Here is a 26,075-nt window from a genome sequence, read left to right on the forward strand (position 1 = left end):
GCCGGCGCGTGAGAAGCAGGTGGTGGAAGTGGCGGGTTCTCCTCGTCGAGGCCGAAGGCGAAGGGGTGCCTACCCCGTCAGCGCACTCCGCGGGGGCGGAACTGAATGCTGATCCGCGGTCCGCGGGCGTGGGCCGTCTTGGGGATCGCGTGCTGCCAGGTGCGCTGGCAGGAGCCGCCCATGACGATGAGGTCGCCGTGGCCCAGCGGACGGCGCACGGTGTCGCCTCCCCGGCAGGGGCGCAGGAGCAGATCGCGCGGGGCGCCGAGCGAGAGGATCGCCACCATCGTGTCCTCGTGCGAGCTTCGGCCGTTCAGGTCCCCGTGCCAGGCGACACTGTCGCGTCCGTCGCGGTAGTAGCAGAGGCCGGCCGTGGTGAAGGGCTCGCCGAGTTCCTCCGCGTAATGCGAGGACAGTACGGCGCGGGCCTCGTCGAGCACGGGGCTCGGGAGGGGGTCGACGGAGCGGTAGAAGGCGAGCAGCCGGGGCACGTCGACCGTCCGCTCGTACATCTGCCGCCGCTCCGCCCGCCAGGGGACGCCGGCCGCGAGCTCGGCGAAGAGCTCGTCCCCGCCGCTCAGCCAGCCGGGGAGCAGGTCGATCCACGCCCCGTCCCCGAGGACCGTCCGCCGCAGCCCGGCGAGGCGGCCGAGGCGCGGGCCGTCGGCCTGGTCGAAGAGCGAACCCTGAAGATGAACGGACATGGGGCAAGCCTACCTCGGCATTAGAACAATTGTTCCTATTACAGGATGGTTCCGGTCGCCTCCCCCGGGCATCGGTCATAAGCTGCCGGGGCCGACAGTGTGTGTTCACGAAGCCCTGACCAGCACGTCCGACCCACCCGGCAGTCGAATTACCCGCACCCGGGACAGTGCGTCACTGAGATGGACGAGTGCGGGCAGAAGAGCGGCGACGCCGCACGGCCCTCGTACGAATGACGGCGGATGCGGCGCACCTGGCAGAACTCAAGGTAAGGAGCGGTCCGATGCCGGACGAAGGACGCGGTGACGACGTCTACCAGCCGGACGGTGCGGACGCGGGCAACCAGCCCTCGGACGACCTCGATCCGGAGAACGTGATCGGCGAGCCCGATCTCGACGACACACTGGACACGGGGTACTCCCCACCGGAGAAGCCCCTGGGTGTGTCGAAGTACGGCACGACCGGCGAGGAACAGCGGGAGGGCGAGTCCCTCGACCAGCGCCTCGCCCAGGAGGTGCCCGAGGAGGACCCGCTGAGGGCGGACGGGGCCGGCGACGGACCCGAGGACAACGGCCCGGAGGAGGACGACGCCGGGCACGACCGCGCCGGCCGCGTCGCGACTGCCGACGAGGAGGCCGGGCAGGAGCGCAACAACAGGGTGCTGGGCCGCGATGTCGGCATCGACGGAGGCGCCGCCTCCGCCGAGGAGGCAGCGGTTCACATCCAGGAGGACGACGGAGCCTGAACGTCCGCGGTCCCTGATCCCGGCCGGGAGGGCTCCCACGAGGAAAGGCGGCAACCGATGACCGACAACGGTGTGAAGCAGCGGAAGGTGCTGGCCGTGGTCACGAACTACGGCGTGGAACAGGACGAACTCGTGGTGCCCCTCGACCACCTACGCGGTGCGGGCGCCCGGGTAGACGTCGCGGCCGTGTCGACGGACGACATCATGACCCTGGTCGGTGACAAGGATCCGGGGAAGAAGGTCCGGCCCGACCTCACCCTGAACGACGCCGACCCCGAGGGCTACGACCTCTTGCTCGTCCCGGGCGGCACCCTGAACGCGGACTCGCTCCGCCTGCAGGAGGCGGCCACCAGAATCGTGCGTGCGTTCACGGACTCCGGGCGTCCCGTCGCGGCCATCTGCCATGGCCCCTGGGCGCTGGTCGAGGCGGGCGTCGTCGCGAGCAAGCGGCTGACCTCCTACGCGTCACTGCGGACCGACATCCGCAACGCGGGAGGCGAGTGGACCGACGAACCGGTCGTGACCGACGCTTCCGGCGGCTGGACGCTGATCACCTCCCGAGACCCCGGCGACCTGGAACCGTTCGTACAGGAGATCGACAAGGCCCTCGGAGCCCAGCACTGACCGGAGCCGTGGCGGGCGGGACCGGCGGTCGGGGGGCATCGGGCGGGCAGTCGACTGATACGGGGCGCGCAGCCGTTTCCTGGCACCCACAGCGGATACCCGCCCCCTATGAACGAAATGTCTGGAGTCGGCAGTCACACCCCTGACGGCGGCAAGGCCTCACGAGCGGCGAAGCGCCTGCTGCCGTCGCCACTCGGGCCCGGCAGGATCCTCCGCGCCATGGACCGTCTGGAACACACCACGGCGCTCGACGGCGTCATCGACCTGATCCGGGACAAGATCCGGGCAGCCCCGCTGGGATCTCTGCGCGACGTGCTGCACGGACGCCCGCTGGGTCACCCCGCACACCCCTTGCTGGTGCAGGTCCCGCTCGGCAGCTGGCTCTCGGCGGCGGTCCTCGACCTCCTGCCCGGGCAACGCCGCGCGGCCTGCGTCCTCATCGGCGTGGGCCTCGGCACCGCCGGCCCGGCCGCGGTGGCGGGCTGGGTCGACTGGGCGGAACTGCAGCAACGCCACCGCCGCGTCGGCTTCGTGCACGCGGCGGCCAACATCACCGCCGTGGCGCTGTACGCCGCGTCGCTCACGGCCCGCGTGCGGGGGCGCGCCCGCCTCGGCAGGACACTGGGGTTCGCGGGGCTCTCGACCGTGGGGATCGGCGGCGCGATCGGCGGTCACCTGGCGTACCGGCAGGCCTCCGGGGCCAACCACGCAGAAGCGGTGCAGGACCTGGTGAAGCCCGGGTGGCACGGGATCGGCACCGTCGTCGACTTCCCCGTCGGCCGGGCCGTCCGCCGCTCCATCGACGACGTGCCCGTCGCCGTCGTACGCGAGAGCGGCGAGCAGGTGCACGTGCTCGCCGACATGTGCAGCCACCTGGGCGGCCCGCTGTCCTCGGGCGAGGTCACCGACGGCTGCGTGCGCTGCCCGTGGCACGGCAGCGTCTTCCGCCTCTCCGACGGCTGGAACGTCCGGGGACCGGCCACCGCCGCGCAGCCGTCCTTCGAGACCCGGATCATCGGCGGTCGCGTGGAGGCACGACTGCGCGGCCAGGAACCCGACGGCTCCGAGGGCGAGGCGGCCCCGAGGGACTGAGCCGTCCTCGCCGTCGTGAGCCTGGCGGTCGACCGCGCCGCGGTCAGCGCCGCAGGGTGAGGACGCCCGGCCGCCAGGGCAGTCGGTTGTATTCGCCGCCTGCGGCGGGATCCTTGCCCTGATAGAGGAACTGCAGGTCGCAGGGGTCGATGGTCATGGTCTGGTCGGGGTTGTCCCGGACGAGATCACCGTGACTGATGTCGTTGGTCCAGGTGGCACCGCTGTTGGCCTTGCCCGCGAAGGGGCTGCCCTCACTCGCGGCCTGCGGGGTCCACGACCCGTTCAGGCTGGAGGCCGTGAAGGAACGGAAGTAACGCCCGTTCGCGCCCATCGCCTCGACGATCATGAGGTACTGGTTCTGGTCCTGGACCTTGTAGACCTGCACACCCTCGAAGAGGTTGGCCTTCGTGTCGCTCATGATCGTCGTGTACGACGATCCGAAGCTGCCCGGGAAGTTCCCGATCGGCATGCTCGCCCGGTAGATCTTGCCGTTGTCACCGGCGAAGAACAGGTACATGTTCTGGCCGTCGGCGATCAGCGTCTGGTCGATCGGTCCGGTGTCCGAGCCGGAGATGCTCCCGGTGAACAACGGCTGCGGGGAGGACCAGCCATTGGGGTCGGCGGGGTTGCTCGACGTGCGGTAGATGAAGGGCCACGAACCCCACTGGTACGCCAGCACCCAGATGTTCTTGGGCGCGAAGTAGAACAGCGTGGGCGCCACCGCGGCCTGGTTCATCCCGCTCTGGCCGGCCGTCGCCATGTCCGACCAGTTCGTGAAGGGACCGAACATCATCGAGCCGTACGACGACCCCGACACGTTCGACGCGTAGACCAGGTGTTTGCCGTTGTGCGTCACGGTGGTGAAGTCCTTCACCGCGGCCCACCCGTTCGCCGGCTGCGCCAGCACACCCGTCGACGTCCAGCGGTACGTCGACGGAAGCGAACACGCGCCACCTGTCGGCGGCGTCCCGGTCAGACCGGTCCACGTCTGGCTGCTGCCGCCGTCGCACGTCGACAGCTGCACGGCCGTGCCGTTGGCCGTACCGGAGCCCGTGACGTTCAGGCACAGCCCGGACTCCACCCCGACGACGGTGCCGTCGGAGTTCACCCGCCACTGCTGGTTCGCGCCGCCGGAACAGCTCCAGATCTGCACGCGGGTACCGGCCGTGGTGGCGTGGCCCGGAACGTCCAGGCACTTGTTGCCGTACACGGTCAGCTGATTGGCGTCCGTCCATGTCCACTGCTGGTTGGTTCCGTTCCAGCAGTCGTAGATCTGCAGGGACGCGCCATCGGTCTGGACGGCACCCGGTACATCGAGGCAGCGCCCCGAACCGTCACCGCGCAAGGCGCCACTGGCAGCCGCCTGAGCCGGGGTGGCGACGAGCATCGCCGCCAGCGCGGCGAGGGCCGCGACCACGGCGGCGAGCACCGCGGACGGATGTCTGCGGCTGAATTTCTCTCCGTGCATGGGGACTTCCTCACCCTTGAGTGGACGGTTCCGGCCGACCTCGTCAGAGGTCGCCCGGACTGTCGGTGCGGTGCGGTGCGGTGTGCAGCGGTCCATGAGCACCACGGCATGCAATTTGACGAGGGCATGACATCTACCCAACACGACGCGTTCGTCATATCGAACGAGGGTCGAAGTGTCGAGCACCCTCATGATAGGGAGCCACCTAAAGGCGTCAACACCTCTCGCATGTATCGCCACACGTGCCGAAACATTTACCGGCCTTCATGCCGACCGATAGCCGAGTCGCACCACGCGTGACGCCGGAGCGTGGCGACACAGCGTAATTCGATCACCAAAGGTGCCCTATCGGCACCGATTCAGGTGATCGACGAACAGACTTCTTCGAAACTTTCGAACACAGGATAGAAACTTTTCTTGCCGTGAGTATTGACGATGCATCGTCAATGCCTCAATCATCCTGTCTGGGAAACCGGCCGCAGATCGACACACTCCCACCCCGTCAGCCTTGGGCACAACGTGCCGCACAGCAGATCCGCGCGCCGAAGCAGCACCACAACGCCTGCCACACCCGTTTCATCTGTCGAAGATCGTCCCGCCCCATCACCGCGGTGTCCGGCGACCTGGCGCGGACGACGTGACCCCGCGCTTCAGCCCTTCCGTGATTTCTAGCTTGGAGGCACAGCCATGGGCTCGTATGCCCTTCCCAGACCCGCTGTCGGCCGGAAGATCCGCAGCCTGCTGTTGGCGCTGGTCGTCGGCGTCCTCGGTGCGGCGGCCACACTGGTCGCCCCGCCGACCGCAGACGCCGCCGAGAGCACGCTCGGCGCCGCGGCGGCGCAGAGCGGCCGCTACTTCGGCACCGCCATCGCCTCGGGCAAGCTGGGCGACTCGGCGTACACGACGATCGCCGGCCGTGAGTTCAACTCGGTGACGGCCGAGAACGAGATGAAGATCGACGCCACCGAACCACAGCGTGGCCAGTTCAACTTCACCTCCGCCGACCGTGTCTACAACTGGGCGGTACAGAACGGCAAGCAGGTGCGCGGCCACACCCTGGCCTGGCACTCCCAGCAGCCCGGCTGGATGCAGAGCCTCAGCGGCAGCACACTGCGCCAGGCGATGAACGACCACATCAAGGGTGTGATGGCCCACTACAAGGGCAAGATCGCCCAGTGGGACGTCGTGAACGAGGCCTTCGCCGACGGAAGTTCAGGTGCCCGACGCGACTCCAACCTGCAGCGCAGCGGCAACGACTGGATCGAGGTCGCCTTCCGCACCGCACGCGCCGCCGACCCCGCGGCCAAGCTCTGTTACAACGACTACAACGTCGAGGACTGGACCTGGGCCAAGACCCAGGCCATGTACTCCATGGTCCGGGACTTCAAGCAGCGGGGCGTACCGATCGACTGCGTCGGCTTCCAGTCTCACTTCAACAGCGGCAGCCCGTACAACAGCAACTTCCGCACCACTCTGCAGAACTTCGCCGCCCTCGGCGTCGACGTGGCCGTCACCGAACTCGACATCCAGGGCGCCCCGGCCTCGACCTACGCCAGCGTGACCAACGACTGCCTGGCCGTCCCGCGCTGCCTCGGCATCACCGTCTGGGGTGTGCGCGACAGCGACTCCTGGCGAGCGGAGCAGACGCCGCTGCTGTTCAACAACGACGGCAGCAAGAAAGCCGCCTACACCTCCGTCCTCAACGCACTCAACGGCGGCTCGTCCACACCCCCGACCGGTTCCGGAGAGATCAAGGGCATCGGTTCAGGCCGGTGCCTGGACGTGCCGAGCGCCGGCACCACCGACGGCACGCAGGTACAGCTGTACGACTGCAACGGCAGCACGAACCAGCAGTGGGCGGCCACCGACTCGGGTGAGCTCCGGGTCTACGGCAACAAGTGCCTGGACGCCGCCGGGACCGGCAACGGAGCCAAAGTCCAGATCTACAGCTGCTGGGGCGGCGACAACCAGAAATGGCGCATCAACTCCGACGGATCAGTCGTCGGCGTCCAGTCCGGCCTCTGCCTCGACGCCGTCGGCAACGGCACCGCCAACGGAACCCTGATCCAGCTCTACTCCTGCTCGAACGGCAGCAACCAGCGCTGGAACCTCACCTGACGGGGGCTGCCACCGACCCAGTGCCGCGCTGAAGTCCGGCAACCGCCGAGGCGGGCGCCTTGGAAATGGCCCAGGGCCGGTTTCGGATTCCTCCGAAACCGGCCCTGACCTGCGCCTCAACCATGCGAGCCCACGGTAACGACGCAATCTCGAAGCCGACACGGAGAGGTCGTTGGCCCGCCCGGCTGCTTCCCCTGACGGGATAGCGGACGGAAGGCGCTGCCTGCTGGTCAGCTCGTTTCTGCGTCCTGGGATCGGGGTCCATCGCCGGTCTCTTCGGCGGGATCGACCGAGCGGTAACAGCCCGTGCTCAGGGAGATCAGAACGGCTCCAAGAGCGAGCCGTTTCCAACCTGACGGCGCTGGCCGCGTGTTGGACGGATCTACGGTACGACGAAACTCCTGGTAGACGGGTTCACGACCAAGATCCGCCGTCTGCCAGGAGCTTCGCGTGCTTGTCCACCCGCCGTCGATCGGCCTGTCCAGACGCACCCTGTAGTACCTGACCGGGCGACTCGCTGTGCGGCGAGGGAAGACCGGGACCCGGTGGCGACGCCTGGCCGCCGGCCGTCAGGCTCTCCTCGCCCTGGCCCATCTGCGGTGCGGTGACACCTACGTCCAGCTTGCCGCCGGGATCGGCATCGCGACCGCGTACCGCTACATACGCGAAGCCGTCGACCTGCTGGCCGCGCTCGCGCCCACCCTGGCAGAGGCGATGCGCGTCGCACGGACCAAGGTGTTCGTGATCCTGGACGGCACCCTGCTGCCGATCGACCGGATCGCAGCCGACACCCCGCACGGGCAAGCACAAACCTCACGGCATGAACGTCCAGGTCCTCACTGCCCCGTTCGGTCGCCTGCTGTGGGCCTCGCCCGCGCTTCCACGTCCCATTCCGAGGCAAGATCCTGCGCGGCTGGCGCCAGCCTCACAACCGAAACCACGCAAAGATCCGCGGCCTCGGTGAACGCGCCATGGCGACCCTCAAGTGTTGGTCTCCTGCGAAAGCTCCGCTGCAGCACCACCGGATCACCGCTGTCGTCCGAGCCGTCGTCGCCCTCGAACTCGCCAGCTGATCGAGATGGACAAGGTTCAGTGCGTGGTAGTTGCTGAGTCCCCGGCTGCTGGGCTTGCCGCCGGCGCCCCGGTCAACTGGCTTCGGGGCCATCAGGGTAGGGCAGCCCCGGCCACGCACTCGCCTCCGGCGTCCGAATGGCCGGGTGATTGTCGCCCAGGTCGAGAACGAGCCCAGGCAAGCGCTCCGGACCACCGCGGTCCGGCTCACTCTGCGGGCCGCCTCAGCAGGTCGCGGAGGAGGAGATGCGGATGCCCGTCAGTGTTCCCGTCAGGCTGGTGGTGTACTCCGGGGGGAGGCACACGGTGGTGCCGCTGGCGTAGCGGATGTAGGCGACATCGTCGTGACGGGTATTGGTGACGACGATGGGCGAGCTGGATGTCCCGACGGGCCTGGACGGAAGGCTCTGGAAACCCGAGGTGACGTCCTGGAACTGGCCGATCCTGCTGCCATTCTTGAACAGGCATACGTAGGGGTATGCACAGTTTACAGCGGTCTGCGCCGGGGCAGTTGCTGCCGTGTGGACGGAAGAGGGGGCGGCGACTGCTGTCCCCACAGAGGTGGCAAGGAGTCCGGTGGCCAATGCCGCAGCCCACCCAACTCGCTTGGCGGTTCGCCGAGATGTCTTCATGTCTTCTCCTTGGTCGGTGCCTGGTCGGTTTCCGGTCGATGACGGCGCGGCTCAGGCGCAGGTCGCGGACGAGGAGATACGAATGCCTGTCAGCACATAACCCGTGATGGTGAAGGTGCTGTTCGGAGTGACGCAGGCCTGGGATCCACTGGCGTAGCGGATGTAGGCGACATCGTCGTTACGGGTATTGATGATCTTTACGTTGCTCGGCCGGGACGGCAGCGACTGCCAGGTCGAGGTGACGTCCTGGAAGCGGCCGACGATGGCCCCGTCGGACAACCGTTGGAAGCAGACGTACGGGTAGGCGCAGGTAGCGGCGGTGGCGGGCCCGGTAGCGGTAGCGGGCGAGGCGGAAGCGGTCCCGGCTCCCAGCGAGGCGATGGCGCCCAGCGCCATGGAGACACAGGCAGCACGCGTGAGCGTTCGTGCAGATCTCATGCTTCCCTCTCTGATACGTCGCAGCTCGGATGCGATGCCCAACGGCAATCGCTGCGATGCTAGGGAAGGAATCCGCGCCTCAGGAGCGTGATTCTGGTCATCTGTGTCCTGCGAGTTTCAGTCGTAACCGACCGCTCGGCGGCCTCTTGCGCCTGCTCGCGTTCGGCCTGGACCCGCCCGAGGAGCGTAATCGCCGTGCGGCCGGACAGATCTATGCCGGACGGGTTCAGAAGCACCGTGAAGCTCCTGGCGAATTGGTGACCCTGGTCGTGACCAACCCGTCTGCCAGGAGCTCTCTTCATGCCCACCACCGGGGCACCGATCCAAACACCCGTCAGGCACAGTGCATACGATCGTTCCGGCCCAAGGTCAACAACATCTCGAGTTTCGTGGACACGGCCTGCGAAGCAGGTAATTCTTACGCGCCAGCGCTAAGGCCTGCTACGCACACGCCATTCGCATCGGCTGCTGTGATAGCGGCCGTATTGGCTTCAGCACTGATGATAGGGGGCCCTCTGCGGCTGCCTCCGGAGCCAGCAGGGTTTCGGTCCGCCAGTGGGCGGGTGAGGACCGTGCGTGGTCGGACGTCGTCGACAGGTTCGGTACGCCGTCCATGCTGTTCGGCGGCAACAACCCCTATTACGGCAAGACCCTCGGCTACCTGACGGCGAACCCGGAGGAACCGATGGTGTCCTTCGATCTCTGTGACGGCAGCGCTCCGGGAGCCGAGCAATCATGGCCACCTGAGCACGAGGAACCCCTCCTGCTTGCAGTGCGCTTCGGAACAGGGCCCTTCCGCCAGACCTTCACCTTCACGCCGGAGGGCCAGCGACGGCTCCCTGCGGAGTAGATCTCGAGATCAGCGGGTGATCGGTTCCTGCTCCGCTTCCGATTCGGCCACTGCGCTGGTGTAGCGGAGGCTGGCCCTTGAGCCCGAGGGAGACCATGACCGTAGCTCCCTTGCATGTTCTATGTCATACCTCATAAGTTACTGACGAGTAGATCAGTCGGTGGGGAATCCTGACATGCGGATGGTGGTGGGTACATGAGTCAGCGCGGGAGCGATAGCCGTGAGCGGATGATCCTGAGTGCCGCCGCGCTGCTACGGGAGTACGGGGCGAGCGCGACCAGTATCGACCGGGTTCTCGCCCACAGTGGAGCCCCGCGCGGCTCCGTGTACCACCACTTCCCCGGCGGCAGAGCCCAGCTCATCGATGAGGCGGTGGCGCTGGCGGCGGACTTCGTCGCGGGCCTGATCGATGCCGCCGAGCAGGCGGACGATCCGGTGGAGGCCGTCGACGCGTTCTTCGTGTCGTGGCGCGACCGGCTCGTGGAGAGCGAGTTCAGGGCCGGCTGCCCGATCGTGGCGGTGGCCGTCGAGACCAACGACGACGCACCCCGGCTCGCCCGCTCCGCCGCCGCCGTCTTCGCCCGTTGGCAGGAAGCCCTCGCGGCCCTCCTCATCCGGCACGGACTGGCCGAGGAGCGTAGCCGCCGGCTCGGGGCCTTCATCATCGCCGCGGTCGAAGGCGCGGTGATCATGTGCCGCGCCGAACAGAGCACCGCCCCCATCGAGGCAGCCGCCGCCGAGGTCCACCACCTGCTCGTCTACGCCCTGCGCGACCGCCCGGGCACCGAATCCGCGCCCCGCCCCAAGGCGTGGCCCGTAGCCTCCGATCCACGTCCGATCAGTAATTGAAGGAGTCACCATGCCCTCGCTCGACCGCCACGACAACGTCTTCGTCCTCGACCTCGGGGACGGAGAGAACCGTTTCCACCCCGACTGGCTCACCGCCGTCGACGCCGCGCTCGACGAGGTGGAGAAGGCGGAAGGCCCCCGCGCCCTGGTCACCGCCGCCACCGGCAAGTTCTACTCCAACGGACTCGATCTGGACTGGCTGTTCGCCCACGCCGACCAGCACCAGGACTACGTCGTATCCGTCCACGACCTGTTCGCACGGATGCTGTCGCTGCCGGTCATCACCGTCGCCGCGCTGCAGGGGCACACCTTCGCCGCTGGTGCGATGTTCTCCCTCGCCCACGACTTCCGCGTCATGCGCGCAGACCGCGGCTACTGGTGCCTGCCCGAAGCCGACATCAACATCCCCTTCACTCCCGGCATGGCTGCTCTCGTCCAGTCCCGGCTGGCCCCGCGGACCGCGCACGAGGCCATGCTCACCGCCCATCGCTACGGCGGCACCGACGCCGCGGCCGTCGGCATCGTCGACCAGGCCGTCACCGAGGACGCCGTGCGCTCCACCGCGATCGAACTCGCCCAAGCACAGGTGAGCAAGGCCGGCGACACCCTCGGCACCATCAAGGCCCACATGTACGCCCCGGCCCTCACCACCCTGCGCGACACCACCAACCCGCTCGGCTGACCGGCACCTCCCCGCCCTCCCACTCCTGCCGATCGGCACCTCACCGGGCCTGCGGAGCTCCACGTCGACTCGGAAGCGGCGGCCGAGCGTTCGGGGATCCATCGACCAACTCCGAGGTCAGCCCGACGCACGTCCACGGATGGGACCGGCGCTTCCGCAGACCGGTTCATCCCCCGCCGCCGTCCGGCCACCGGTTCCTCGCCGGCCACGAGTGCGGTCAATGAGCGCCCGTACCGTGCCTTGTTCAGCCCGCTTCCGTCAAGGCTGCGCGAGCGGCGGCGAGGATCTCCCCGGAGAGCGGGGAGCCTTTGGTGGCCCGGGACAGGACCAGCGCACCGAACAGGGTGCAGAGGCGGGCGATGCCGTCCTGGTCGTCGGTGGCGAGGAAATCGGCGAAGTCGGCCACTCCCTCGGTGTAGACGCGCCGAGCCCCTCGCCCCTCGCCCTCGCGCGCGATGTCGGTGGCGAGCGCGGCGACCGGGCACCCGTCCGCCGGGTCGTCGCGGTGCTCGACGGAGAGATAGGCGTCGACCAGCGCCTGCTGGGCGACGGCGCGCTGCCCGTCGTGGCGCTCGAGCCCGGCACTGTAGCGCTGCGTGAACTCGGCGAAGGCGTGGGCGGTGGCCTCGTCGACGAGTGCCTCCTTGGAGGCGAACTGCTTGTAGAAGGCGCCGTGGGTCAGGCCGGCCGCATTCATCAGGTCGGCGACGCTGACCTGCGTGCCCTGCTCCCGGAACAGCCGGGAGGCGGTGTCCACCACCCGCCTGCGGTTCTCCTCCGCCTGCGCCTGCGATACGCGGCCCATGGCCACCTCCCGTTTGGCTGTCGACTGGCATCTATCGTAGACCCATGTTTAGATTGGATGCATAATCTAATTCGCTGCGGGTTCCGACGGTTCCCGCCAGGACCAGGAGCGAGCATGGAACTGAAGAACACGGTGGCGGTCGTCACCGGCGCCAACCGAGGGCTGGGGCGACACCTCGCAGCCCAGCTCGTCGAGCGCGGCGCGAAGGTCTACGCGGCGGCCCGCCGTCCCGAGACGGTCGACCTGCCCGGCGTCACCCCGCTGCGCCTCGACGTCACGGACCAGGAGTCGATATGGGAGGCCGCTCGCATCGCCTCCGACGCGACACTGCTGATCAACAACGCCGGCATATCCACCGGCGCGACACTGATCGGCGGCGACCTGGACGAGGTACGTCGCGAGATGGAGACCAACTTCTTCGGCCCACTCGCCGCCACACGAGCCTTCGCCCCCGTCATCGAGGGCAACGGCGGCGGCGCCGTACTCAACGTCCTGTCCGCCCTGTCGTGGTTCCACCCGGCAGGACTCGGCTCCTACGCGGCCTCCAAGGCCGCCGCCTGGGCGCTGAGCGACGCGACGCGTGAGGAGCTGGCACCGCGCGGGATCACCGTCTCTGCGTTGCACGTCGGCTACATGGACACCGACATGGCCGCCGGCGTCCCCGCCGATCAGGCGGTCGCCGCCGCCGACGTCGCGGCCCAGGCCCTTCACGGCATCGAGACCGGCCTGCCCGAGATCCTCGCCGACGAGACCAGCCGGTACGTCAAGCAGAACCTCGCCGCGGCACCCCAGCCGACCGCGGACTGATCGGCACCGGCCGGGGCGCCGAGCCGGACAAAGCTCGACAGCGCACCGGCCCAGATCGTGGTGGCCTGCACCGGACACGGGCCAAGGACACAGTGCGCCCGCGCCGCACCCAGAAAGACAACACAGACTAGTTCGCACTGGGATAGACCCGGACCGAACGGAACCCTCGCCCACACGGGCGGGACACGGAACGGAGACGACGATGAGGGCCTTCATTGTCGAGAAGTACGGCGACCGAGCCGGGATGCGTGCCGCAGAACATCCCGATCCGCGGGTGGGCGCCGATGACGTCCTGATCAAGATCCACGCGGCGGGCGTCAACCCGCTGGACCTCAGGATCCGCAACGGGGACTTCAAAGCGTTCCTGCCCTATCGTCTCCCGCTCGTGCTGGGCAACGACCTCGCCGGGACGGTCGTCCGGGTCGGCCCGTCCGTCACCCGCTTCGCGGTGGGCGACGAGGTCTACTCCCGGCCCGACAAGGATCGGATCGGCACCTTCGCCGAGCTCATCGCCGTGCATCAGGACGACCTGGCACCCAAGCCGGCCACGCTCACCATGGCCGAGGCCGCCTCCCTTCCCCTGGCCGCGCTGACCGCATGGCAGGCACTGGTCGAGCGGGCCCACGTACAGCCGGGGATGAAGGTCCTCGTCCACGCGGGCGCCGGCGGCCTGGGCTCCATCGCCGTCCAGCTCGCCAAGGTCGCTGGGCGCGCATGTGGCCACCACCGTGAGCACCGCCAAGGTCGACCTGGCCAAGGACCTCGGCGCGGACATCGTCGTCGACTACCGCACCCAGGACTTCGAAGAGGTCCTCGACGGCTACGACGTCGTCCTCGACAGTCTCGGCGGTAAGAACCTCGCCAAGTCGCTGCGCGTACTCAAGCTCGGTGGCACGGCCATCAGCGTCGCGGGCCCGCCCGACCCGGCCTTCGCCCGTGAACTCGGCCTGAACCCGCTCCTCCGCCTGGCCATGACCGCCCTCAGCTTCAAGACCCGACGCGACGCGAAGCGCCACGGCGTGACCTATTCGTTCCTGTTCATGAAGGCCAGCGGCGACCAGTTGCGCGAACTCTCCCCCCTCGTCGACGCCGGAAAGGTCCGTCCCGTAGTCGACCGCGTCTTCCCGTTCGACGAGACCCTCCAGGCCCTGGAGTACGTCGAGAAGGGCCGCGCGAAGGCTGGGAAAGTCGTCGTCTCCATGACGTGAGCGCGGGCACAGTCCAGCCGGGCGCCGACAGCCCGTCACAACGAGAAGCCCGACCCCCAACAACCCCGCCCCCTACCGCACACCATGTCCTGGCCATGAGCATCGTCCAGCTCCCCCACATCAACCCCGTCGTCGAGAACGGCTTGTGAACCGCCGAAGCCGCGGACGGCCCATGTGCGGCGAGGCAGCCGCGGCGGTGGACCGTCCGCCTTCGAGCGAGATCTGCGTCAGATGGCGGGTGGAATCCGATGAGCCATGACGTAGCGGGCGGGGTCGTTGCGGTGGGTCGTCTGCCAGCGACGGGCGGTCTGCTCTGCGAAGGTCTCGTTCGTGTCCAGGATCTCGTCGAGCGGGTCGAGGAAGGCGAGCACTTCGGGTTGCTCGAGCCCGGTGTGGATGCGGGCCTGCAGGCCCGCGCGTGCCAGCCCGAGCAGGTGACGAGCCAGGTCACGAATGCTGTCCCCACCCAGACGGGTGGCCAGTCCGGACGTGGGCAAGGCCTGTTGGGCAGCATTGCTCTCCTCAGGCGTGTAGTGCCGGAGGACTTCCCAGGCAGCAGCACGCGAAGACGCGTGATACGTCAGGCCGGTCCACAGCGCCGGCACGGCGGGAATGTGTGGGTACGGTGGGCCGTCGGGCGCACGGGCCTCCAGAGTCCGGCGTACGCGGACGGTGGTGTAGATCTGGTCCAGGTGGGAAAGCCAGTCGTCCCAATGAGCGGCGGTACCGTCGTCGAAGCCGTCCCGGAGATGATCCGCGAAGGTCCGCGGTCCGGCAAGGCAGTAGCCGCTGGGGCCCCGGCGGTAGATCATGGGCATGTCCAGTGCCCAGTCGGTGAGGACCTTCGCCGTGAGTGGGGTCCGCAGAGCGGGACGCGGGGAGCCGCCGCGCCTGGGGTCCATGCGGAGCCAGTCGCGGCAGCGGTGCGAAAGAACGCCGTCGAGGTGTCCGGCATACAGCGGTGAGTTGACGAGCAGCGCCGCGACGACGGGCGAGGCGGCGACTTGAACACGCAGCTTCGAGGCCAGGTCGTCCTCGGAAAGGTGGTCCAGCGTGGTCTGGGTCGAGGTCGACAGCTTCATGATGTGCGGTGCGCCCTCGCCTTCCGGTCCGAGGCCGGCGAAGTACGTTCGCATGACGCCACCGCGCACGGTGGGCACCCAGGTGGCGGTGTCGACTCGGTTGAAGGGGAGGTTCCCCCCGGGGACGATGGCCAGCCCGTGTTGTTGTGCCAGAGCGGCCAGGCCCTCCATGGTGGCGCGCATGGCCGTCACCAGGGTGACAAGGTCGTCAGCGGGGGAGAGGAGTACTCCAGCTGACCGCCGTGCTCCAGCGTCACCTTCGTCCCGTCCGGTAGGTGAACTCCTGTCAGCACGTCTCCGGCCCACTGCGGTGAACCGCCCCACTCCCGTGACACCTGGTGCAAGAGGGCGGCCAGGCCATGTGGCCCGACGTAAGGAGCGGCGAGACCTGTCGTCTCGTCGAGCACGCCTGCCTCGACTTCGAGACCGATGCGTTCGCGTGTGCCGTGAGGAGCGAGAAACGCTTCGTGCAGGTCCGACATGCGCAGAGGAGGACGGCTGCGACTGCTCTCGTTGTCTTGTGCACTCATGGCGCCGTCCCTTGTCCGATGAGGTCATCGGCTTCGTGTTGCGTGGGCTGCTTGCCCAGCCCTTCCGCCGTCGCGGACAGACGATCGAGCACGTGGCCGACCGCTTGGAGTGCGGACTGGGCGGCGCCTTGCATCCACGCATGGGCGATCGAAAGGTGTTCGCCCGCGAAGAAGAGACGCGGATTGCCCGCCGGGTGCGGCGTCGCAAGACCGTCGAGGTATCTCGTGTGCTCCCCTGGAGCGAGGTAGGCGAAGGACCCTCCGCTCATTCCCGGCTGGTTGTCCCAATCCCAGTGCAGGATGTCGTCGATGTCGTCGCAGATGCCCGGATGCAGTTGTTCCAGACTTCGCATCACGACCCGGTCGCGGTCCGCAGGCGCCAGTGTGGTGAACCGCCGTGCGTGCGGGCCCCAGAGGTAGGCGCCCGTGAGTACCCCTGGCTCGTGTGAGAGCTCGGTGCTCCGGGCCGTCAGCCGCTGTGGTGACGTCGTGCCGGGACCGAGGGCGACGCGGGCGTTGTCCGACGGGTACCAGCACTGCTGAATGGGGAGATCGGTGAAACTCCCTCCGCCGTAGATTCCGTCATCGAGTTCCCAGCTTCGCCGACGGAGGTGCACAAGGGTCTTGGTGCTGCTCGCGTAGGTGAGGCCGCGGACAGCCTGCGCTTGCCGGTGAGGCAGCTCCGGAGTGATGGAGATCCGGTCGAGTGTGGTCAGCGGGACGCAGGCCAGCACGGCGTCGTACGACTCGTCGACGGGCCGGCCCACACACCGGCCGCGGATCCGTGCCGCGTCGGACAACAGATGCACGGCGTCGATGCGGGTCTCCAGGCGGAGCGTTCCCGGCCGCAGTCGCCGCACGAACTCACGGACCAGCGTGTCCATCCCGCCGACGATTTCGAGGGGTGCGGCGTGGAAGAGACCGAAGTAGTCGACACGCACCTCAAGAAGAGAGGCCTGCTCGTAGTGCACCAGTCCGCTGGCATGTCCGAGCAGCTCCCAGGCGTCCTCGGACATCTGTCGCCGTGCGAACTGCCACAACGAGGTCGACATCAACTGGTCCAGGTCCGCGTCCTGCCAGTTGCCCTTGCCTTCCAGAACGCTCATCTGCTGCGCAGGACCGAGGGAATCCCACGCCGTACGCAGTACACGGTCCAACCACGATCTCGGTCCGTCCTTTTCGGTGACATCGAGACCGTAATCCGGATACATCTGGTGCGCTTGACTCAATCGCACGCGGCGCCCGCGCAGATGATAGTACCCATCTTCATTCAGGTTGATGAAGGGGCGAGTCCGCAGCCCGAACTCCTGAACGTAGTGGAGCACGCAGTCGTGATTTCCTGGAATGCGTATCGCACCCAGCTCGGCGTAGGTACCGTCCCAGAATCGATGTGTGCGCACCCGCCCTCCAGGGCGGTCGGCTCGTTCGTGGACCACGGCATCCACCCCACGTCGCTGGAGTTCGTAGGCCGCAACCAGCCCGGCCAGCCCGCCGCCGATAATTCCCACACGCGCGGGGTGGGCCAGCCCTGCCACACGTAATTCATCCGGAAACGCAAAGCACCGATCGAACAACCCTTCACACTCCCCCATTTGACTTCTGCTCCCGATATCAAGTGGCTTGCGCCCGCACAACCGAGTTCACCGAGACCACGGGCACAGAATATGAATGGCCATGAGGACGGGCGGCGAAACGCTCAACCGCCGACGACCTCGCTCAGCTTGTCCTACCAGCACCCGCACCGGTGGCTCGTCCGACAAAGGCACCAACCGACAAAGGCACCAAAGGCAAGCGGGCCCGCGAGGTTCCGTCGTCGAGAAGATCCGCCCCTGGTCAGGCGTCTCCACCGCTGTCCTGCGCGACGCGACTCACGGCACACGGGGCTGACCTGGTTCGCCGATGCCGGGGTCCCGATCCACGTCCTTCGGAGGATCGACCGCCACGGATCGCCGATGAGCACACAGCGCCACGTGCACCCGGACGTACACAAGATCACGGCAGCCGGCACTGCACGCTCCCGCACCACATTCCATGCCGTGTCCGATCGTCGTGGCCTGCTGACCCCGGTCAAGGAAGCTGGTCCCCGAGAACGGCTCAGGGCCGGTTTCGGATTTCTCCGAAACCGGCCCTGACCTGCGGCTGTCTCCAGTCGGGACGACAGGATTTGAACCTGCGACCCCTCGACCCCCAGGAGCAGGGAGCAAGGGCATTTTCAGGATTTACGGACTTCCGTTCGAAAGTTGTGCGTTGAAATATGTGCCGTGCACCGCCGCGCGTAGGGTGTGGTCCCCAACTGGTCCCCACTCGGCCCTTTCCCTTCGTCCGGCCGAACCCTGCGCGAGCGTCTCAGGCCGCTCCGAGATCTCGCCTCCTTCGACCGCCCATGGAGTAATCAGGGTGACCCCAGACCAGTTCGTAGTCTTGTGGCGGCCCACACCAAGTCGCGAGCTCGGCTCCCCCACTTTCTGCTCCTTGAAGCACTGAGCCACGAGACACCGCTACCCCTCCCGGACACCGAAACGGAGACGCGTAAAACCGGTCAAGGACACCGCTCCGTCATAGACCGTGCTCTCCGGCAACACCGACAGCCCGAGGCAACTACGTGCACGGCGCACTGGCCCCCAGCTTTGCCCCCCCCAGACCGGTGTAGTCGCTGATCTCGACATGGACCCGAAGTTGCCGCTCGGCTCGTCCACCCGGCTGGGGCCAGTGCCCGTGTTCGCCGCAGCCGGTCTTCCCGCCGTCTGGCGGGCAATCGCCCGCTCCTCAGTATTCGGCCGTCCTGGCCAGGCGCGCGTCGTCGTCCTTCGTGCTCTCGCCAGCCGGTGCCGGTCTGCCGCCGCCCATGAGGGGCCGGGCGGCGTAGGTGATGCGGATGACACCGTCCGCGTGGCGTTCGGTGATGGCACGGACACCGAAGACTTCGGCGAGAACGTCCGGAGTGAGTACCTCCAACACAGACCCGGCCGCCGCCACGGCTCCCTCGCTCAGGATGACCAGGTAGTCGCTGAGTCGAGCGGCGAGGTCGAGGTCGTGCAGGACGGCGAGAGTGGTGACCCCTGTCGCGCGGATCAGGTCGAGGAGTTCGAACCGGGCCCTGATGTCGAGGTGGTTGGTGAGCTCGTCCAGCACGAGCAGCTGGGGCTTTTGGGCCAGTGCCCGGGCCAGCAGGACGCGCTGGCGTTCGCCGCCCGACAGCGAGGCGTAGTCGCGGCCCACGAAGGGGCGTACGCCGCAACGGTCGATCGCGTCGGAGACGGCGTCGTGGTCTTGGGGCCCGTCGCGGCCGAGCAGCCCGTGGTGCGGGGCGCGGCCGAGGGCGACGATCTCGGTGATGCTCAGGCCGGTGGCGTTGCCGCCGCCGTCCTGGAGGACGGCGGCGGTACGACGCGCCGCAGCGCGCGGGGACAGTTCCCACACGTCGTCCCCTCCCACCCGCACCACCCCGCCCGCCGGGCGCAGTGAACGGTAGACCGTCCGCAAGAGGGTCGATTTGCCACTGCCGTTGGGGCCGACGAGGCCGACGATGTCGCCCTTTCGGACCTCGAGGCTCACGTCTCGCAGGATCGGGTTGTGGTCCAGGGTGACGTGGATGTGGTCCACGGTGAGTTTCATGCTCAGTCCAGGCCCTTGTTGCGGCGCAGCAGCCACAGGAAGAAGGGGGCGCCGAGCAGGGCGGTGAGAATGCCCAGCGGCAGCTCGTTGGGGCGGATGAGAGTGCGGGAGAGGAGGTCGACGAGGACGAGGTAGACGGCTCCGAGGAGCGCGGTCAGCGGGAGGAGCCGGCGGTGGTCGGCGCCGACGGTGAGGCGCACGAGGTGGGGGATCATCAGGCCGACGAAGCCGATGCCGCCGGCCACCGCGATGACCGAGCCGGTGAGCAGCGCGGTGATGACGAGCAGGACGGCGCGCAGGCGGTTTACGTCCACGCCGAGTGCGGTGGCGGATTCGTCGCCCGCGAGGACGGCGTTGAGCTGCCGGCCGAAGAGCCCGAGCAGGGCGGTGCAGGTCAGGACGATGGTCGCGACGACGGGCAGTTGGTTCCACTGGGCTCCGGCAACGCTGCCGAGCATCCAGAACATGACGGTGCGCAGCTCGGTGGGGGTGGCCCAGAGCTGGACGAAGCTGGTCGCGGAGAGCAGGACGTAGCCGACCGCCACGCCCGCGAGGACGAGGCGGGTGGGTGCCAGTCGTCCTCGGCGGCGGCCGAGGGCGAAGACCACCGCCCCGGTGGCGAGAGCGCCCAAGAAGGCCGCCCCCGCCACCCCCACGCCCCCGATGCCGATCCCGCCCAGGGTGATGACCAGGACCGCCCCGAAGGAGGCCCCGTAGGAGAAGCCGAGCACGGTCGGGTCGGCCAGCGGGTTGGTGACGAGGGTCTGCAGGACTGCACCGGCCACCGCCAGTCCGGCTCCTGCGAGGGCCGCGAGCAGGACGCGGGGTGTGCGGAAGTTCCACACGATCTGGTCCAGTGCTGGGTCGTCCGTGGCCCCCTGCCCCGTGATGTGGTGGGCCACGATGGTCCAGACGTCGGCGACCGGTATGGTCACCGCGCCGATGCTGATCGCTGTGATCATGGCGGCGATCAGCGCCGCGAGCAGGACGGCGACGCCGAGAGAGAGCCGAAGTCCGGTCAGAGCGCGTCGGGGTGGAGCGTCCTGGCGATCTTCTCCACGGCCACGTCGTTGCTGGGGCCGAGGTAGATCGAGTCGGACAGCACCACGTACGCCTCGTTCTTCGCAGCCGTCCACTGGGGGAACTCCTTGAGCATTTTCTTGGCGTAGGCCGTCGGATCGGGGTCGTTGTAACTGATGACGACGAGGGCGTCCACGTCGGCGGCGGCGACCTTCTCCTTGCTGAGGTCGGCGAAGGAGCCCTTGGCGGCGTTCTCGAAGGCGTTGGTGCCCCCGGCGTTTGCGAGGATGTCGTTGTAGATGCCCTTGGCGACGACGGAGCTGAAGTCGTTGCCGCCCATGGTCATGTTGGAGAAGAGGACCATGACCTTGGGCTTCTTCTCGCCCTTGACCTTCTCCGCGATCTCAGCGGTGCGCTTGGCGGACTCGGCGATCAGCTTCTCGGCTCGGTCGCTGACGCCGAAGACCTTGCCCATGTCGCGCAGCAGGGTGCGGCTGTCCTCCATGGTCATTCCGGAGGTGTCCTGGTCGCAGCCCTGCGGGGAGATGTAGCTGTTGGCGCCGACCTGCTTGAGCTGGTCGCGGGTGGCGAAGCCGTTCTTGGCGTCGAACCCGTAGGCGGTGGTGGACAGGACGAGGTCGGGGCGCTGGGCGAGCATCGCCTCGCGGGGGATGTCGAAGGCGTCGTTGAGCTTGATGTCCCCCTTCGGCAGGGCCTTGATCTCGTCGGCTCGGCCCGGAACCTCGGACATGCCGTAGGTCTGCTGGTTGACGGCGATGCGGTCCTTGAGTCCGAGGGCCAGCAGCGTGGAGACCTCGGCGACCGAGGCGCCGTTCATGACGACCACTCTGCTGGGGGCCTTGGTGAAGGTCTGCTCAACCCCGCAGTTCTCCAGCGTCACGGGGAAGCCTTCGGCCGGGGACGAGGCGGCGGGTTTCTCGGCTGCTGCGGTCTTCCCGTCCGACGAGTCCCCGCATCCGGCGGTCGCGAGGCCGACGACGGCTATCACTCCGAGGGCGGCGATCCGCTTGGTGGGCATGGGTGCTCCTAGTGAGAGGCCGGCTCACGGCCGGGGTTCGTTTCAAGAGTCGGACGGGATTCGGAGCCAGTTCCCGGCTTTTGCGAGCTGGGGGCAGTGGGGGCCGGGAGGTCGCCTTGGGCCACGCAGTGGTCCAGTTGCCGGAAGAAGGCCGCCCGGTCGATCACCGGGTGAGCTGGCGGGACGGGGCTTCCGGCTGCCAGGAGGCTTGCGCGCACGTGGTCGGCCTGAACGGTCGCCAGGGTGAGGTCTCCGTACGCTCCGATCGGGGCATCGGGCAGGGAGTCGAAGAACGCCAGGATCGCTGCGGCGTCTTCGTCGTCCTGAGATATCCGCTCCCGCCAGGCGTCCAGGGCCAGGGCCTCGACCGTGTATCCGTACTCGCGCAGCCAGCGGTACAGATCCTCCTGGCGCACCGAGGTCCCCGCGTGGTGGTGTACCAGCGCCGCCGGGTGCCGCGTGCCGGGGCCGGTCGCCACGATCTCGGCGGCGACCCGGTCGGCGGGGGTCCAGGACTCCTCTGTGAAAAGGTCGGGCACGAGGCCCACCGGTACTCCGGCACGCAGGACGGTCCACAGGAAGTCCTGGCGGTTGACTTTGCCCGTAGCGATCGGTCCGACGACGCGGCCGAGCCGGTGGATGGTGACGGGCAGACCACGCTCAACCGCTTGTTCCAGGAGGCGTTCGGAGGCCCACTTGGTCTGCTGGTATCCGTGACGCAGCCCTTCGTGGGCAGGGAGGAACGACTCCGTGAACTCCGCGCTCAGGGAGCGGGGCGGGCCGACGGAAAGGGTGGAGACGTAGTGGAGCGGGATGCGTCGCGGAGCGGCCAGCCGCAGCAGATCGTGGGTGGAGTCTGTGTTGGCCGGGCGAAGCGCGGTGTAGTCACGGACGACGCTGACCACCGCGCCGTTGTGGACGATGGCGTCGACAGTGGCCCTGAGTTCGTCCCATTGCTCGTCGCCCAGGCCCAGCAGGGGTCGGTCGAGGTCGGCCGGAAGGGCAGTCACGCGGTGGTGCTGGTCCGGTGGCAGCGGCAGGTCGGCCGCAGCCAGCGCGGAGTGGACGCGTTCCAGGGCTGTGTCGGGGCTCATGGCCCGTACGGCGCAGACCACCTCGGCATCGGTGCGGCGCAGCAGTTCGGCGAGCAGGTGGGTGCCGACGAAGCCCGTAACTCCAGTCAGCAGGACTCTCCGGGGCGGCCAGACGGCCGTGTCCGCACCCGGTTGGACAACGGGAGTGAGGATCGTGTCGGCAGTCAGGGTAGAGGGCAGTACGGTCCCGTTTGTCAGGTTGTCGGAGTCGGACTCGGTGGCGAGGTACGCGGCGAGAGCGGCGGAAGTGGCGTGCTGGAAGAGCCAGGCCACCTTCACTTCCCTGCCCAGTTCGGCCGCCAGGCGGTTGGCTGCCTGGATGGCCTGGAGGGACTGGGCCCCGCGGTCGAAGACATCGTCGTGCTCGGTGAGGTCTCCGGCCGCCAGCACCTCACGCCAGACGTCGGTCACGGCCTTCGTGAGCGTGCGGTCCTGGAAGGTTCCGGCAGTGCCCCCCGGCGACGGGAGCTGGGCGAGCAGGGCGGCGCGGTCCGTCTTGCCGGACAGCGTAAGGGGCAGGCGGGCCAGGAAGCTGAGCGAGGTGGGGATCATCGCTGCGGGCAGCCGGGCCTTGAGGTGGTCGCGCACCGCGGAGAGCGGGGGCTGACCCTCGGCGGCGACCAGGTGGGCGGTGAGCCTGCGGGCTCCGTCGGGCAGTACGTGGCCCACCACGGCGGCGTCCTTGATGCCGGGGTGGGAGAGCAGGACGCTCTCCACCTCGGCCGGCTGGACGCGGTGGCCGCTGATCTTGAACTCGTCGTCGACGCGACCGAGGTAGCGCAGGAGGCCGTCCTTCCCGAGCTGCACTCGGTCACCGGTGCGGTAGGCGCGCGGAGCGTCGGGCAGGTCTTCCAGCCGGACGAACCGCTCGGCGGTCTCCTTGGGCAGGTTGCGGTAGCCGCGGGCGAGGGCGGGACCCAGCAGATACAGCTCTTTGCCACGGAGGGCGACCCGGCTGCCGGGCAGGGGGCGGCCCACGGGGGTGTCGTCGGGGGCGAGGGCGGGGTCGTTCAGGTCGGCGGCGGTGGCCACCACTGTTCCTTCGGTCGGGCCGTAGGTGTTGACCAGGCGGACGTCCGTGCCGACGGCCTTACGCCAGCGGGCCGTTCGCTCGGGCAGGGCCGCCTCGCCGCCGATGATCACGGTGTGCACCGTGCTCGGCAGATTTCCCGCCCCGGTGGACAGGGCATAGGCAAGCTCGTGCCAGTACGCGGTCGGCAGGTCAAGCACGTTGACGGCCAGACGCTCGCATACGGAGAGGAAGTGCGGGACCGAGTCCGTCATGTCCGGCTCACGGAGCACCAGGGTGGCTCCGGAGCACAGGGTCAGGAAGATCTCCTCGATGCTGGTGTCGAAGTGGAGGGGGGCGAACTGAAGTAGACGGTCGGCGCGTTGCGGCCCGTAGCGGAGGCCCGCCGCCGCGACGAAGTGAGTCAGCGCGCCGTGCCCGACCTCGACGCCCTTGGGCTCCCCCGTGGAACCGGAGGTATGGAGCACGTAGGCGAGGTCGTCGGGCCCCGGGGTGGAGAGCGAGCGCTGGTGGGGCTCGGTGCCCGACGGTGCGTCGATCAGCATGATCTCGCGGTTCGGGAAGAGGTGGGCATACCGCTGCTCGGTGACGACGAGGGCCGGCGGGGCGGAGGTGAGCAGGGCGGCGGTGCGGTCCGTCGGGGCGCTGGGGTCGAGGGGGCAGTAGACGGCGCTCGCGGCCATGATGCCGAGCAGGACGGTGACGGCGTCGATGCTTCGGGTCAGGGCCACGGCCACCAGGTCACCGCGGCTCACCCCGCGCCCGGCGATCCGCCGGGCGACGCGGAGGGTCTCTCCGAAGAGGTCGGCGTACGAGATGCTCCGGTCACCCTCCTCGACGGCCACCGCGCCGCCGCGGCGGGTCGCATGATCGGCGATGAGCGAGAGTACGGGGCGCGGCGGTGCGGGGAGCGGATCCCCTTCGATTACGTCAATCGGCGGTATGCCGCGTGCGCTCCGTACGGAGCGCAGAGCGGTGAACGGCCGGCCGGGCTCGGCAACCGATTCCGCCAGGAGGCTGAACAGGGCCCTGCGATGATCCGCGACCTCGGCGGCGGTGTAGAGGTCTGGGTTGGCGTCAACGGCGAAGCGCAGGGCGGTGCCTTCGGAGCGGTCGTACACGTTGAACGCGAGGTCGTCGACGGGACCGGCCGACACGTTGTGCACGGTGCTGCGGTGTCCGGCGAAGCGCAGGTCGTAGGCGAAGGGCATGATGTTGACCCCGGGTCCGGAGAGGCGCCGTCCGCCGCCCACCAGTCGCAGGTCGCGGCGGATCTGCTCGTAGCGGTAGCGCTGGTGCGGGAGGGCGGCGCGCACCTCTTGGGAGACTGCGGCGGTCAGGGTGCGCAGGCTGTCGTCCGGGGCCACGGTCACCCGGAGCGGCAGGACGTTGCGGACCATGGCGGGCACGCGCAGGGAAACCGAGCCGAAGCGGCCCATCGCTGGGACGCTCAGCACGATCTCGGGTGCCCCCGTGGCGCGGTGGAGGTGGGCGGCGGTGACCGCGAGCAGGATCTCCGACCAGGACACCTTCAGGGCACGGGCGGTGGTCCGGAGCGCCGCTGTGGTGCCGGCGTCGAGATCCGCCGCGTCCCGGAGGAAGGAGGCGCCCGGAAGCGCCGAGCGGCCTGCCGGGGTGGCTACCTCCGGTCGGTCGGCGTACCTGCCGTTCCAGTGGTCCCGGTCGCGGGTGTACCGCTCGGACGTACGGTAGGCGGCCTCCTCCTCGCGTACGGAGGCGAGGGTGCCGAAGCCGCTGGGTCCCGGCTCGGTTTCGGTCACGAGGCCGGTGTAGAGGTCGGCGACGCGGCGGGCGACCAGGGAGAGGCCGAAGCCGTCGAGCGCGATGTGGTGGACCCGGTGGTACCAGAGGTGCCGGTCGGGGGCCAGACGGAACAGGGCGTGGCCGAACAGCGGGCCGTGGGTGAGGTCGACGGGTCGGGCGATGTCCTCTTCGATCCAGCGGAGCACCGCAGCGTGCGGGTCAGGTGCCTCTGAGTGGTCGGCGGTGTGGACATGCCACTCGGGAACGGCCGTGTCGACCTGCCACGGGTGCCCCTCCTCGTCTGCTGTGAAGCCGCAGTGCAGCGCCTCGGTCTCCTCGACCGCCCGGCGCAGGGCAGCTTCGAAGCGGTCCACGTCGACGGGGCCCTCGATCACCACGTACTCGGCGGTGTTGTAGGCGGGACTGGAGGTGTCGAGCTGGTGCCCGGCCCAGATGCCCTCCTGGGCGCCGAGCAGTGGGTGGCGGCGCAGGTCGTTCTCAGATGTCGCCATGGTGTCCTGCTTCCTGTCGTGCTCGCTGTCGCTCGTCAAGCAGTTGCCACCAGTGCTGGAAGGAGGGCAGTTCGGCCAGGTCGATGAAGGAGACGTCGATGCCGTACTCCTGCCAGCGCTCAAGGAGCGTGACGAGGCGCAGGGAGTCGAGTCCCGCGCCGACGGGGTTGTCGTCGAGGTCGACCTCTCCGGGCTCCTGGTAGAGCAGTTCGGCGAGATCGGCACGGAACTGCTGGAGGGTGAGGATTGCGGGCATGATGATCCCCTCGCTGTGCGTGGCGGGCGTTTCCGGGTGGGC

General features: G+C 68.5%; 21 protein-coding genes and 2 pseudogenes. 10 read left to right on the plus strand and 13 right to left on the minus strand.

What is annotated here, in order from left to right:
* Nucleotides 1-77 precede the first annotated feature (77 nt).
* Entirely contained in the window at nt 78-704 is a 627-nt protein-coding gene (locus ABT001_RS03095) for an alpha-ketoglutarate-dependent dioxygenase AlkB (RefSeq protein WP_351271437.1), read from the minus strand.
* A gap of 281 nt (nt 705-985) precedes the next feature.
* Between ABT001_RS03095 and ABT001_RS03100 the strand changes: the two genes are divergently transcribed.
* The 3 genes from ABT001_RS03100 (at nt 986) to ABT001_RS03110 (ending at nt 3,163) form a co-directional block, all read left to right on the plus strand.
* Entirely contained in the window at nt 986-1,447 is a 462-nt protein-coding gene (locus ABT001_RS03100; protein WP_351271440.1) for a DUF5709 domain-containing protein, read from the plus strand.
* Nucleotides 1,448-1,504: 57 nt separating this feature from the next.
* Nucleotides 1,505-2,071, plus strand: a complete 567-nt coding sequence (locus ABT001_RS03105) for a DJ-1/PfpI/YhbO family deglycase/protease (RefSeq protein WP_351271443.1) — start codon at nt 1,505-1,507, stop codon at nt 2,069-2,071.
* A 108-nt stretch (nt 2,072-2,179) separates the two neighbouring features.
* Nucleotides 2,180-3,163, plus strand: coding sequence for a Rieske (2Fe-2S) protein (locus tag ABT001_RS03110; protein WP_351271446.1), 984 nt, complete (start codon nt 2,180-2,182; stop codon nt 3,161-3,163).
* A gap of 43 nt (nt 3,164-3,206) precedes the next feature.
* On the opposite strand, the gene ABT001_RS03115 is transcribed toward ABT001_RS03110, so the two are convergent.
* Nucleotides 3,207-4,631: a non-reducing end alpha-L-arabinofuranosidase family hydrolase gene (locus tag ABT001_RS03115; protein WP_351271449.1), complete on the minus strand. Its 1,425-nt coding sequence runs from the start codon at nt 4,629-4,631 to the stop codon at nt 3,207-3,209.
* A gap of 687 nt (nt 4,632-5,318) precedes the next feature.
* Here ABT001_RS03115 and ABT001_RS03120 point away from each other — a divergent pair.
* Both ABT001_RS03120 and ABT001_RS03125 read left to right on the plus strand, forming a co-directional pair.
* The gene (locus ABT001_RS03120) at nt 5,319-6,749 is read left to right on the plus strand and encodes an endo-1,4-beta-xylanase (RefSeq protein WP_351271452.1); all 1,431 of its coding nucleotides are present in this window, start codon (nt 5,319-5,321) and stop codon (nt 6,747-6,749) included.
* Nucleotides 6,750-7,250: 501 nt separating this feature from the next.
* Nucleotides 7,251-7,822 (plus strand): annotated as a pseudogene (locus tag ABT001_RS03125) (transposase family protein).
* A gap of 222 nt (nt 7,823-8,044) precedes the next feature.
* Here ABT001_RS03125 and ABT001_RS03130 read toward each other — a convergent pair.
* A complete protein-coding gene (locus tag ABT001_RS03130; RefSeq protein ID WP_351271455.1) occupies nt 8,045-8,452 on the minus strand; it encodes a hypothetical protein in 408 nt (135 codons plus the stop codon).
* A 51-nt stretch (nt 8,453-8,503) separates the two neighbouring features.
* Nucleotides 8,504-8,848 (minus strand): hypothetical protein, encoded by a 345-nt coding sequence (locus ABT001_RS03135; protein WP_351271563.1) that lies wholly within the window; start codon nt 8,846-8,848, stop codon nt 8,504-8,506.
* Nucleotides 8,849-9,503: 655 nt separating this feature from the next.
* Between ABT001_RS03135 and ABT001_RS03140 the strand changes: the two genes are divergently transcribed.
* The 3 genes from ABT001_RS03140 (at nt 9,504) to ABT001_RS03150 (ending at nt 11,271) form a co-directional block, all read left to right on the plus strand.
* Entirely contained in the window at nt 9,504-9,740 is a 237-nt protein-coding gene (locus ABT001_RS03140; RefSeq protein ID WP_351271458.1) for a hypothetical protein, read from the plus strand.
* A 195-nt stretch (nt 9,741-9,935) separates the two neighbouring features.
* Entirely contained in the window at nt 9,936-10,589 is a 654-nt protein-coding gene (locus ABT001_RS03145) for a TetR/AcrR family transcriptional regulator (RefSeq protein ID WP_351271461.1), read from the plus strand.
* Between the two features lie 10 nt (nt 10,590-10,599).
* Nucleotides 10,600-11,271: an enoyl-CoA hydratase-related protein gene (locus ABT001_RS03150; protein WP_351271464.1), complete on the plus strand. Its 672-nt coding sequence runs from the start codon at nt 10,600-10,602 to the stop codon at nt 11,269-11,271.
* A 244-nt stretch (nt 11,272-11,515) separates the two neighbouring features.
* Here the strand turns inward: ABT001_RS03150 and ABT001_RS03155 are convergent, their stop codons facing one another.
* Entirely contained in the window at nt 11,516-12,076 is a 561-nt protein-coding gene (locus ABT001_RS03155) for a TetR/AcrR family transcriptional regulator (RefSeq protein WP_351271466.1), read from the minus strand.
* Between the two features lie 114 nt (nt 12,077-12,190).
* Here ABT001_RS03155 and ABT001_RS03160 point away from each other — a divergent pair, with 114 nt between their 5' ends.
* Together ABT001_RS03160 and ABT001_RS03165 are read left to right on the plus strand one after the other, a co-directional pair.
* On the plus strand, nt 12,191-12,883 hold the full coding sequence (locus ABT001_RS03160) for an SDR family oxidoreductase (RefSeq protein WP_351271469.1): 693 nt from the start codon (nt 12,191-12,193) through the stop codon (nt 12,881-12,883).
* Nucleotides 12,884-13,085: 202 nt separating this feature from the next.
* Nucleotides 13,086-14,091 (plus strand): annotated as a pseudogene (locus tag ABT001_RS03165) (NADP-dependent oxidoreductase).
* A 227-nt stretch (nt 14,092-14,318) separates the two neighbouring features.
* Here ABT001_RS03165 and ABT001_RS03170 read toward each other — a convergent pair.
* The 8 genes from ABT001_RS03170 to ABT001_RS03205 all read right to left on the minus strand — a co-directional run bounded on the left by ABT001_RS03170 (nt 14,319) and on the right by ABT001_RS03205 (nt 26,033).
* On the minus strand, nt 14,319-15,356 hold the full coding sequence (locus ABT001_RS03170; protein ID WP_351271472.1) for a glutamate-cysteine ligase family protein: 1,038 nt from the start codon (nt 15,354-15,356) through the stop codon (nt 14,319-14,321).
* 5 nt (nt 15,357-15,361) lie between these two features.
* The gene (locus ABT001_RS03175; protein WP_351271474.1) at nt 15,362-15,703 is read right to left on the minus strand and encodes a hypothetical protein; all 342 of its coding nucleotides are present in this window, start codon (nt 15,701-15,703) and stop codon (nt 15,362-15,364) included.
* Nucleotides 15,700-17,295 (minus strand): flavin monoamine oxidase family protein, encoded by a 1,596-nt coding sequence (locus tag ABT001_RS03180; RefSeq protein WP_351271475.1) that lies wholly within the window; start codon nt 17,293-17,295, stop codon nt 15,700-15,702. Before ABT001_RS03180 ends, ABT001_RS03175 begins: the two co-directional genes overlap by 4 nt.
* 1,174 nt (nt 17,296-18,469) lie before the next feature.
* Nucleotides 18,470-19,318 (minus strand): ABC transporter ATP-binding protein, encoded by an 849-nt coding sequence (locus tag ABT001_RS03185; protein WP_351271478.1) that lies wholly within the window; start codon nt 19,316-19,318, stop codon nt 18,470-18,472.
* A 2-nt stretch (nt 19,319-19,320) separates the two neighbouring features.
* The gene (locus ABT001_RS03190) at nt 19,321-20,280 is read right to left on the minus strand and encodes a FecCD family ABC transporter permease (protein ID WP_124283461.1); all 960 of its coding nucleotides are present in this window, start codon (nt 20,278-20,280) and stop codon (nt 19,321-19,323) included.
* A gap of 56 nt (nt 20,281-20,336) precedes the next feature.
* Nucleotides 20,337-21,377: an ABC transporter substrate-binding protein gene (locus ABT001_RS03195; protein ID WP_351271482.1), complete on the minus strand. Its 1,041-nt coding sequence runs from the start codon at nt 21,375-21,377 to the stop codon at nt 20,337-20,339.
* 8 nt (nt 21,378-21,385) lie between these two features.
* On the minus strand, nt 21,386-25,777 hold the full coding sequence (locus tag ABT001_RS03200; protein WP_351271483.1) for a non-ribosomal peptide synthetase: 4,392 nt from the start codon (nt 25,775-25,777) through the stop codon (nt 21,386-21,388).
* Entirely contained in the window at nt 25,764-26,033 is a 270-nt protein-coding gene (locus ABT001_RS03205) for a phosphopantetheine-binding protein (protein WP_351271486.1), read from the minus strand. The genes ABT001_RS03200 and ABT001_RS03205 overlap by 14 nt, the downstream gene beginning before the upstream one ends.
* Nucleotides 26,034-26,075: the final 42 nt, after the last annotated feature.

It is taken from the genome of Streptomyces sp. NPDC002793, from assembly GCF_040295485.1.
Lineage (GTDB): Bacteria > Actinomycetota > Actinomycetes > Streptomycetales > Streptomycetaceae > Streptomyces.

Coding starts and splice junctions, on each gene's coding strand:
- ABT001_RS03095 (WP_351271437.1), bottom strand. CDS start 704: ATGTCCGTTCATCTTCAGGGTTCGCTCTTCGACCAGGCCGACGGCCCG.
- ABT001_RS03100 (WP_351271440.1), top strand. CDS start 986: ATGCCGGACGAAGGACGCGGTGACGACGTCTACCAGCCGGACGGTGCG.
- ABT001_RS03105 (WP_351271443.1), top strand. CDS start 1,505: ATGACCGACAACGGTGTGAAGCAGCGGAAGGTGCTGGCCGTGGTCACG.
- ABT001_RS03110 (WP_351271446.1), top strand. CDS start 2,180: ATGAACGAAATGTCTGGAGTCGGCAGTCACACCCCTGACGGCGGCAAG.
- ABT001_RS03115 (WP_351271449.1), bottom strand. CDS start 4,631: ATGCACGGAGAGAAATTCAGCCGCAGACATCCGTCCGCGGTGCTCGCC.
- ABT001_RS03120 (WP_351271452.1), top strand. CDS start 5,319: ATGGGCTCGTATGCCCTTCCCAGACCCGCTGTCGGCCGGAAGATCCGC.
- ABT001_RS03130 (WP_351271455.1), bottom strand. CDS start 8,452: ATGAAGACATCTCGGCGAACCGCCAAGCGAGTTGGGTGGGCTGCGGCA.
- ABT001_RS03135 (WP_351271563.1), bottom strand. CDS start 8,848: ATGGCGCTGGGCGCCATCGCCTCGCTGGGAGCCGGGACCGCTTCCGCC.
- ABT001_RS03140 (WP_351271458.1), top strand. CDS start 9,504: ATGCTGTTCGGCGGCAACAACCCCTATTACGGCAAGACCCTCGGCTAC.
- ABT001_RS03145 (WP_351271461.1), top strand. CDS start 9,936: ATGAGTCAGCGCGGGAGCGATAGCCGTGAGCGGATGATCCTGAGTGCC.
- ABT001_RS03150 (WP_351271464.1), top strand. CDS start 10,600: ATGCCCTCGCTCGACCGCCACGACAACGTCTTCGTCCTCGACCTCGGG.
- ABT001_RS03155 (WP_351271466.1), bottom strand. CDS start 12,076: ATGGGCCGCGTATCGCAGGCGCAGGCGGAGGAGAACCGCAGGCGGGTG.
- ABT001_RS03160 (WP_351271469.1), top strand. CDS start 12,191: ATGGAACTGAAGAACACGGTGGCGGTCGTCACCGGCGCCAACCGAGGG.
- ABT001_RS03170 (WP_351271472.1), bottom strand. CDS start 15,356: ATGCGCGCCACCATGGAGGGCCTGGCCGCTCTGGCACAACAACACGGG.
- ABT001_RS03175 (WP_351271474.1), bottom strand. CDS start 15,703: ATGAGTGCACAAGACAACGAGAGCAGTCGCAGCCGTCCTCCTCTGCGC.
- ABT001_RS03180 (WP_351271475.1), bottom strand. CDS start 17,295: ATGGGGGAGTGTGAAGGGTTGTTCGATCGGTGCTTTGCGTTTCCGGAT.
- ABT001_RS03185 (WP_351271478.1), bottom strand. CDS start 19,318: ATGAAACTCACCGTGGACCACATCCACGTCACCCTGGACCACAACCCG.
- ABT001_RS03190 (WP_124283461.1), bottom strand. CDS start 20,280: ATGATCACAGCGATCAGCATCGGCGCGGTGACCATACCGGTCGCCGAC.
- ABT001_RS03195 (WP_351271482.1), bottom strand. CDS start 21,377: ATGCCCACCAAGCGGATCGCCGCCCTCGGAGTGATAGCCGTCGTCGGC.
- ABT001_RS03200 (WP_351271483.1), bottom strand. CDS start 25,777: ATGGCGACATCTGAGAACGACCTGCGCCGCCACCCACTGCTCGGCGCC.
- ABT001_RS03205 (WP_351271486.1), bottom strand. CDS start 26,033: ATGCCCGCAATCCTCACCCTCCAGCAGTTCCGTGCCGATCTCGCCGAA.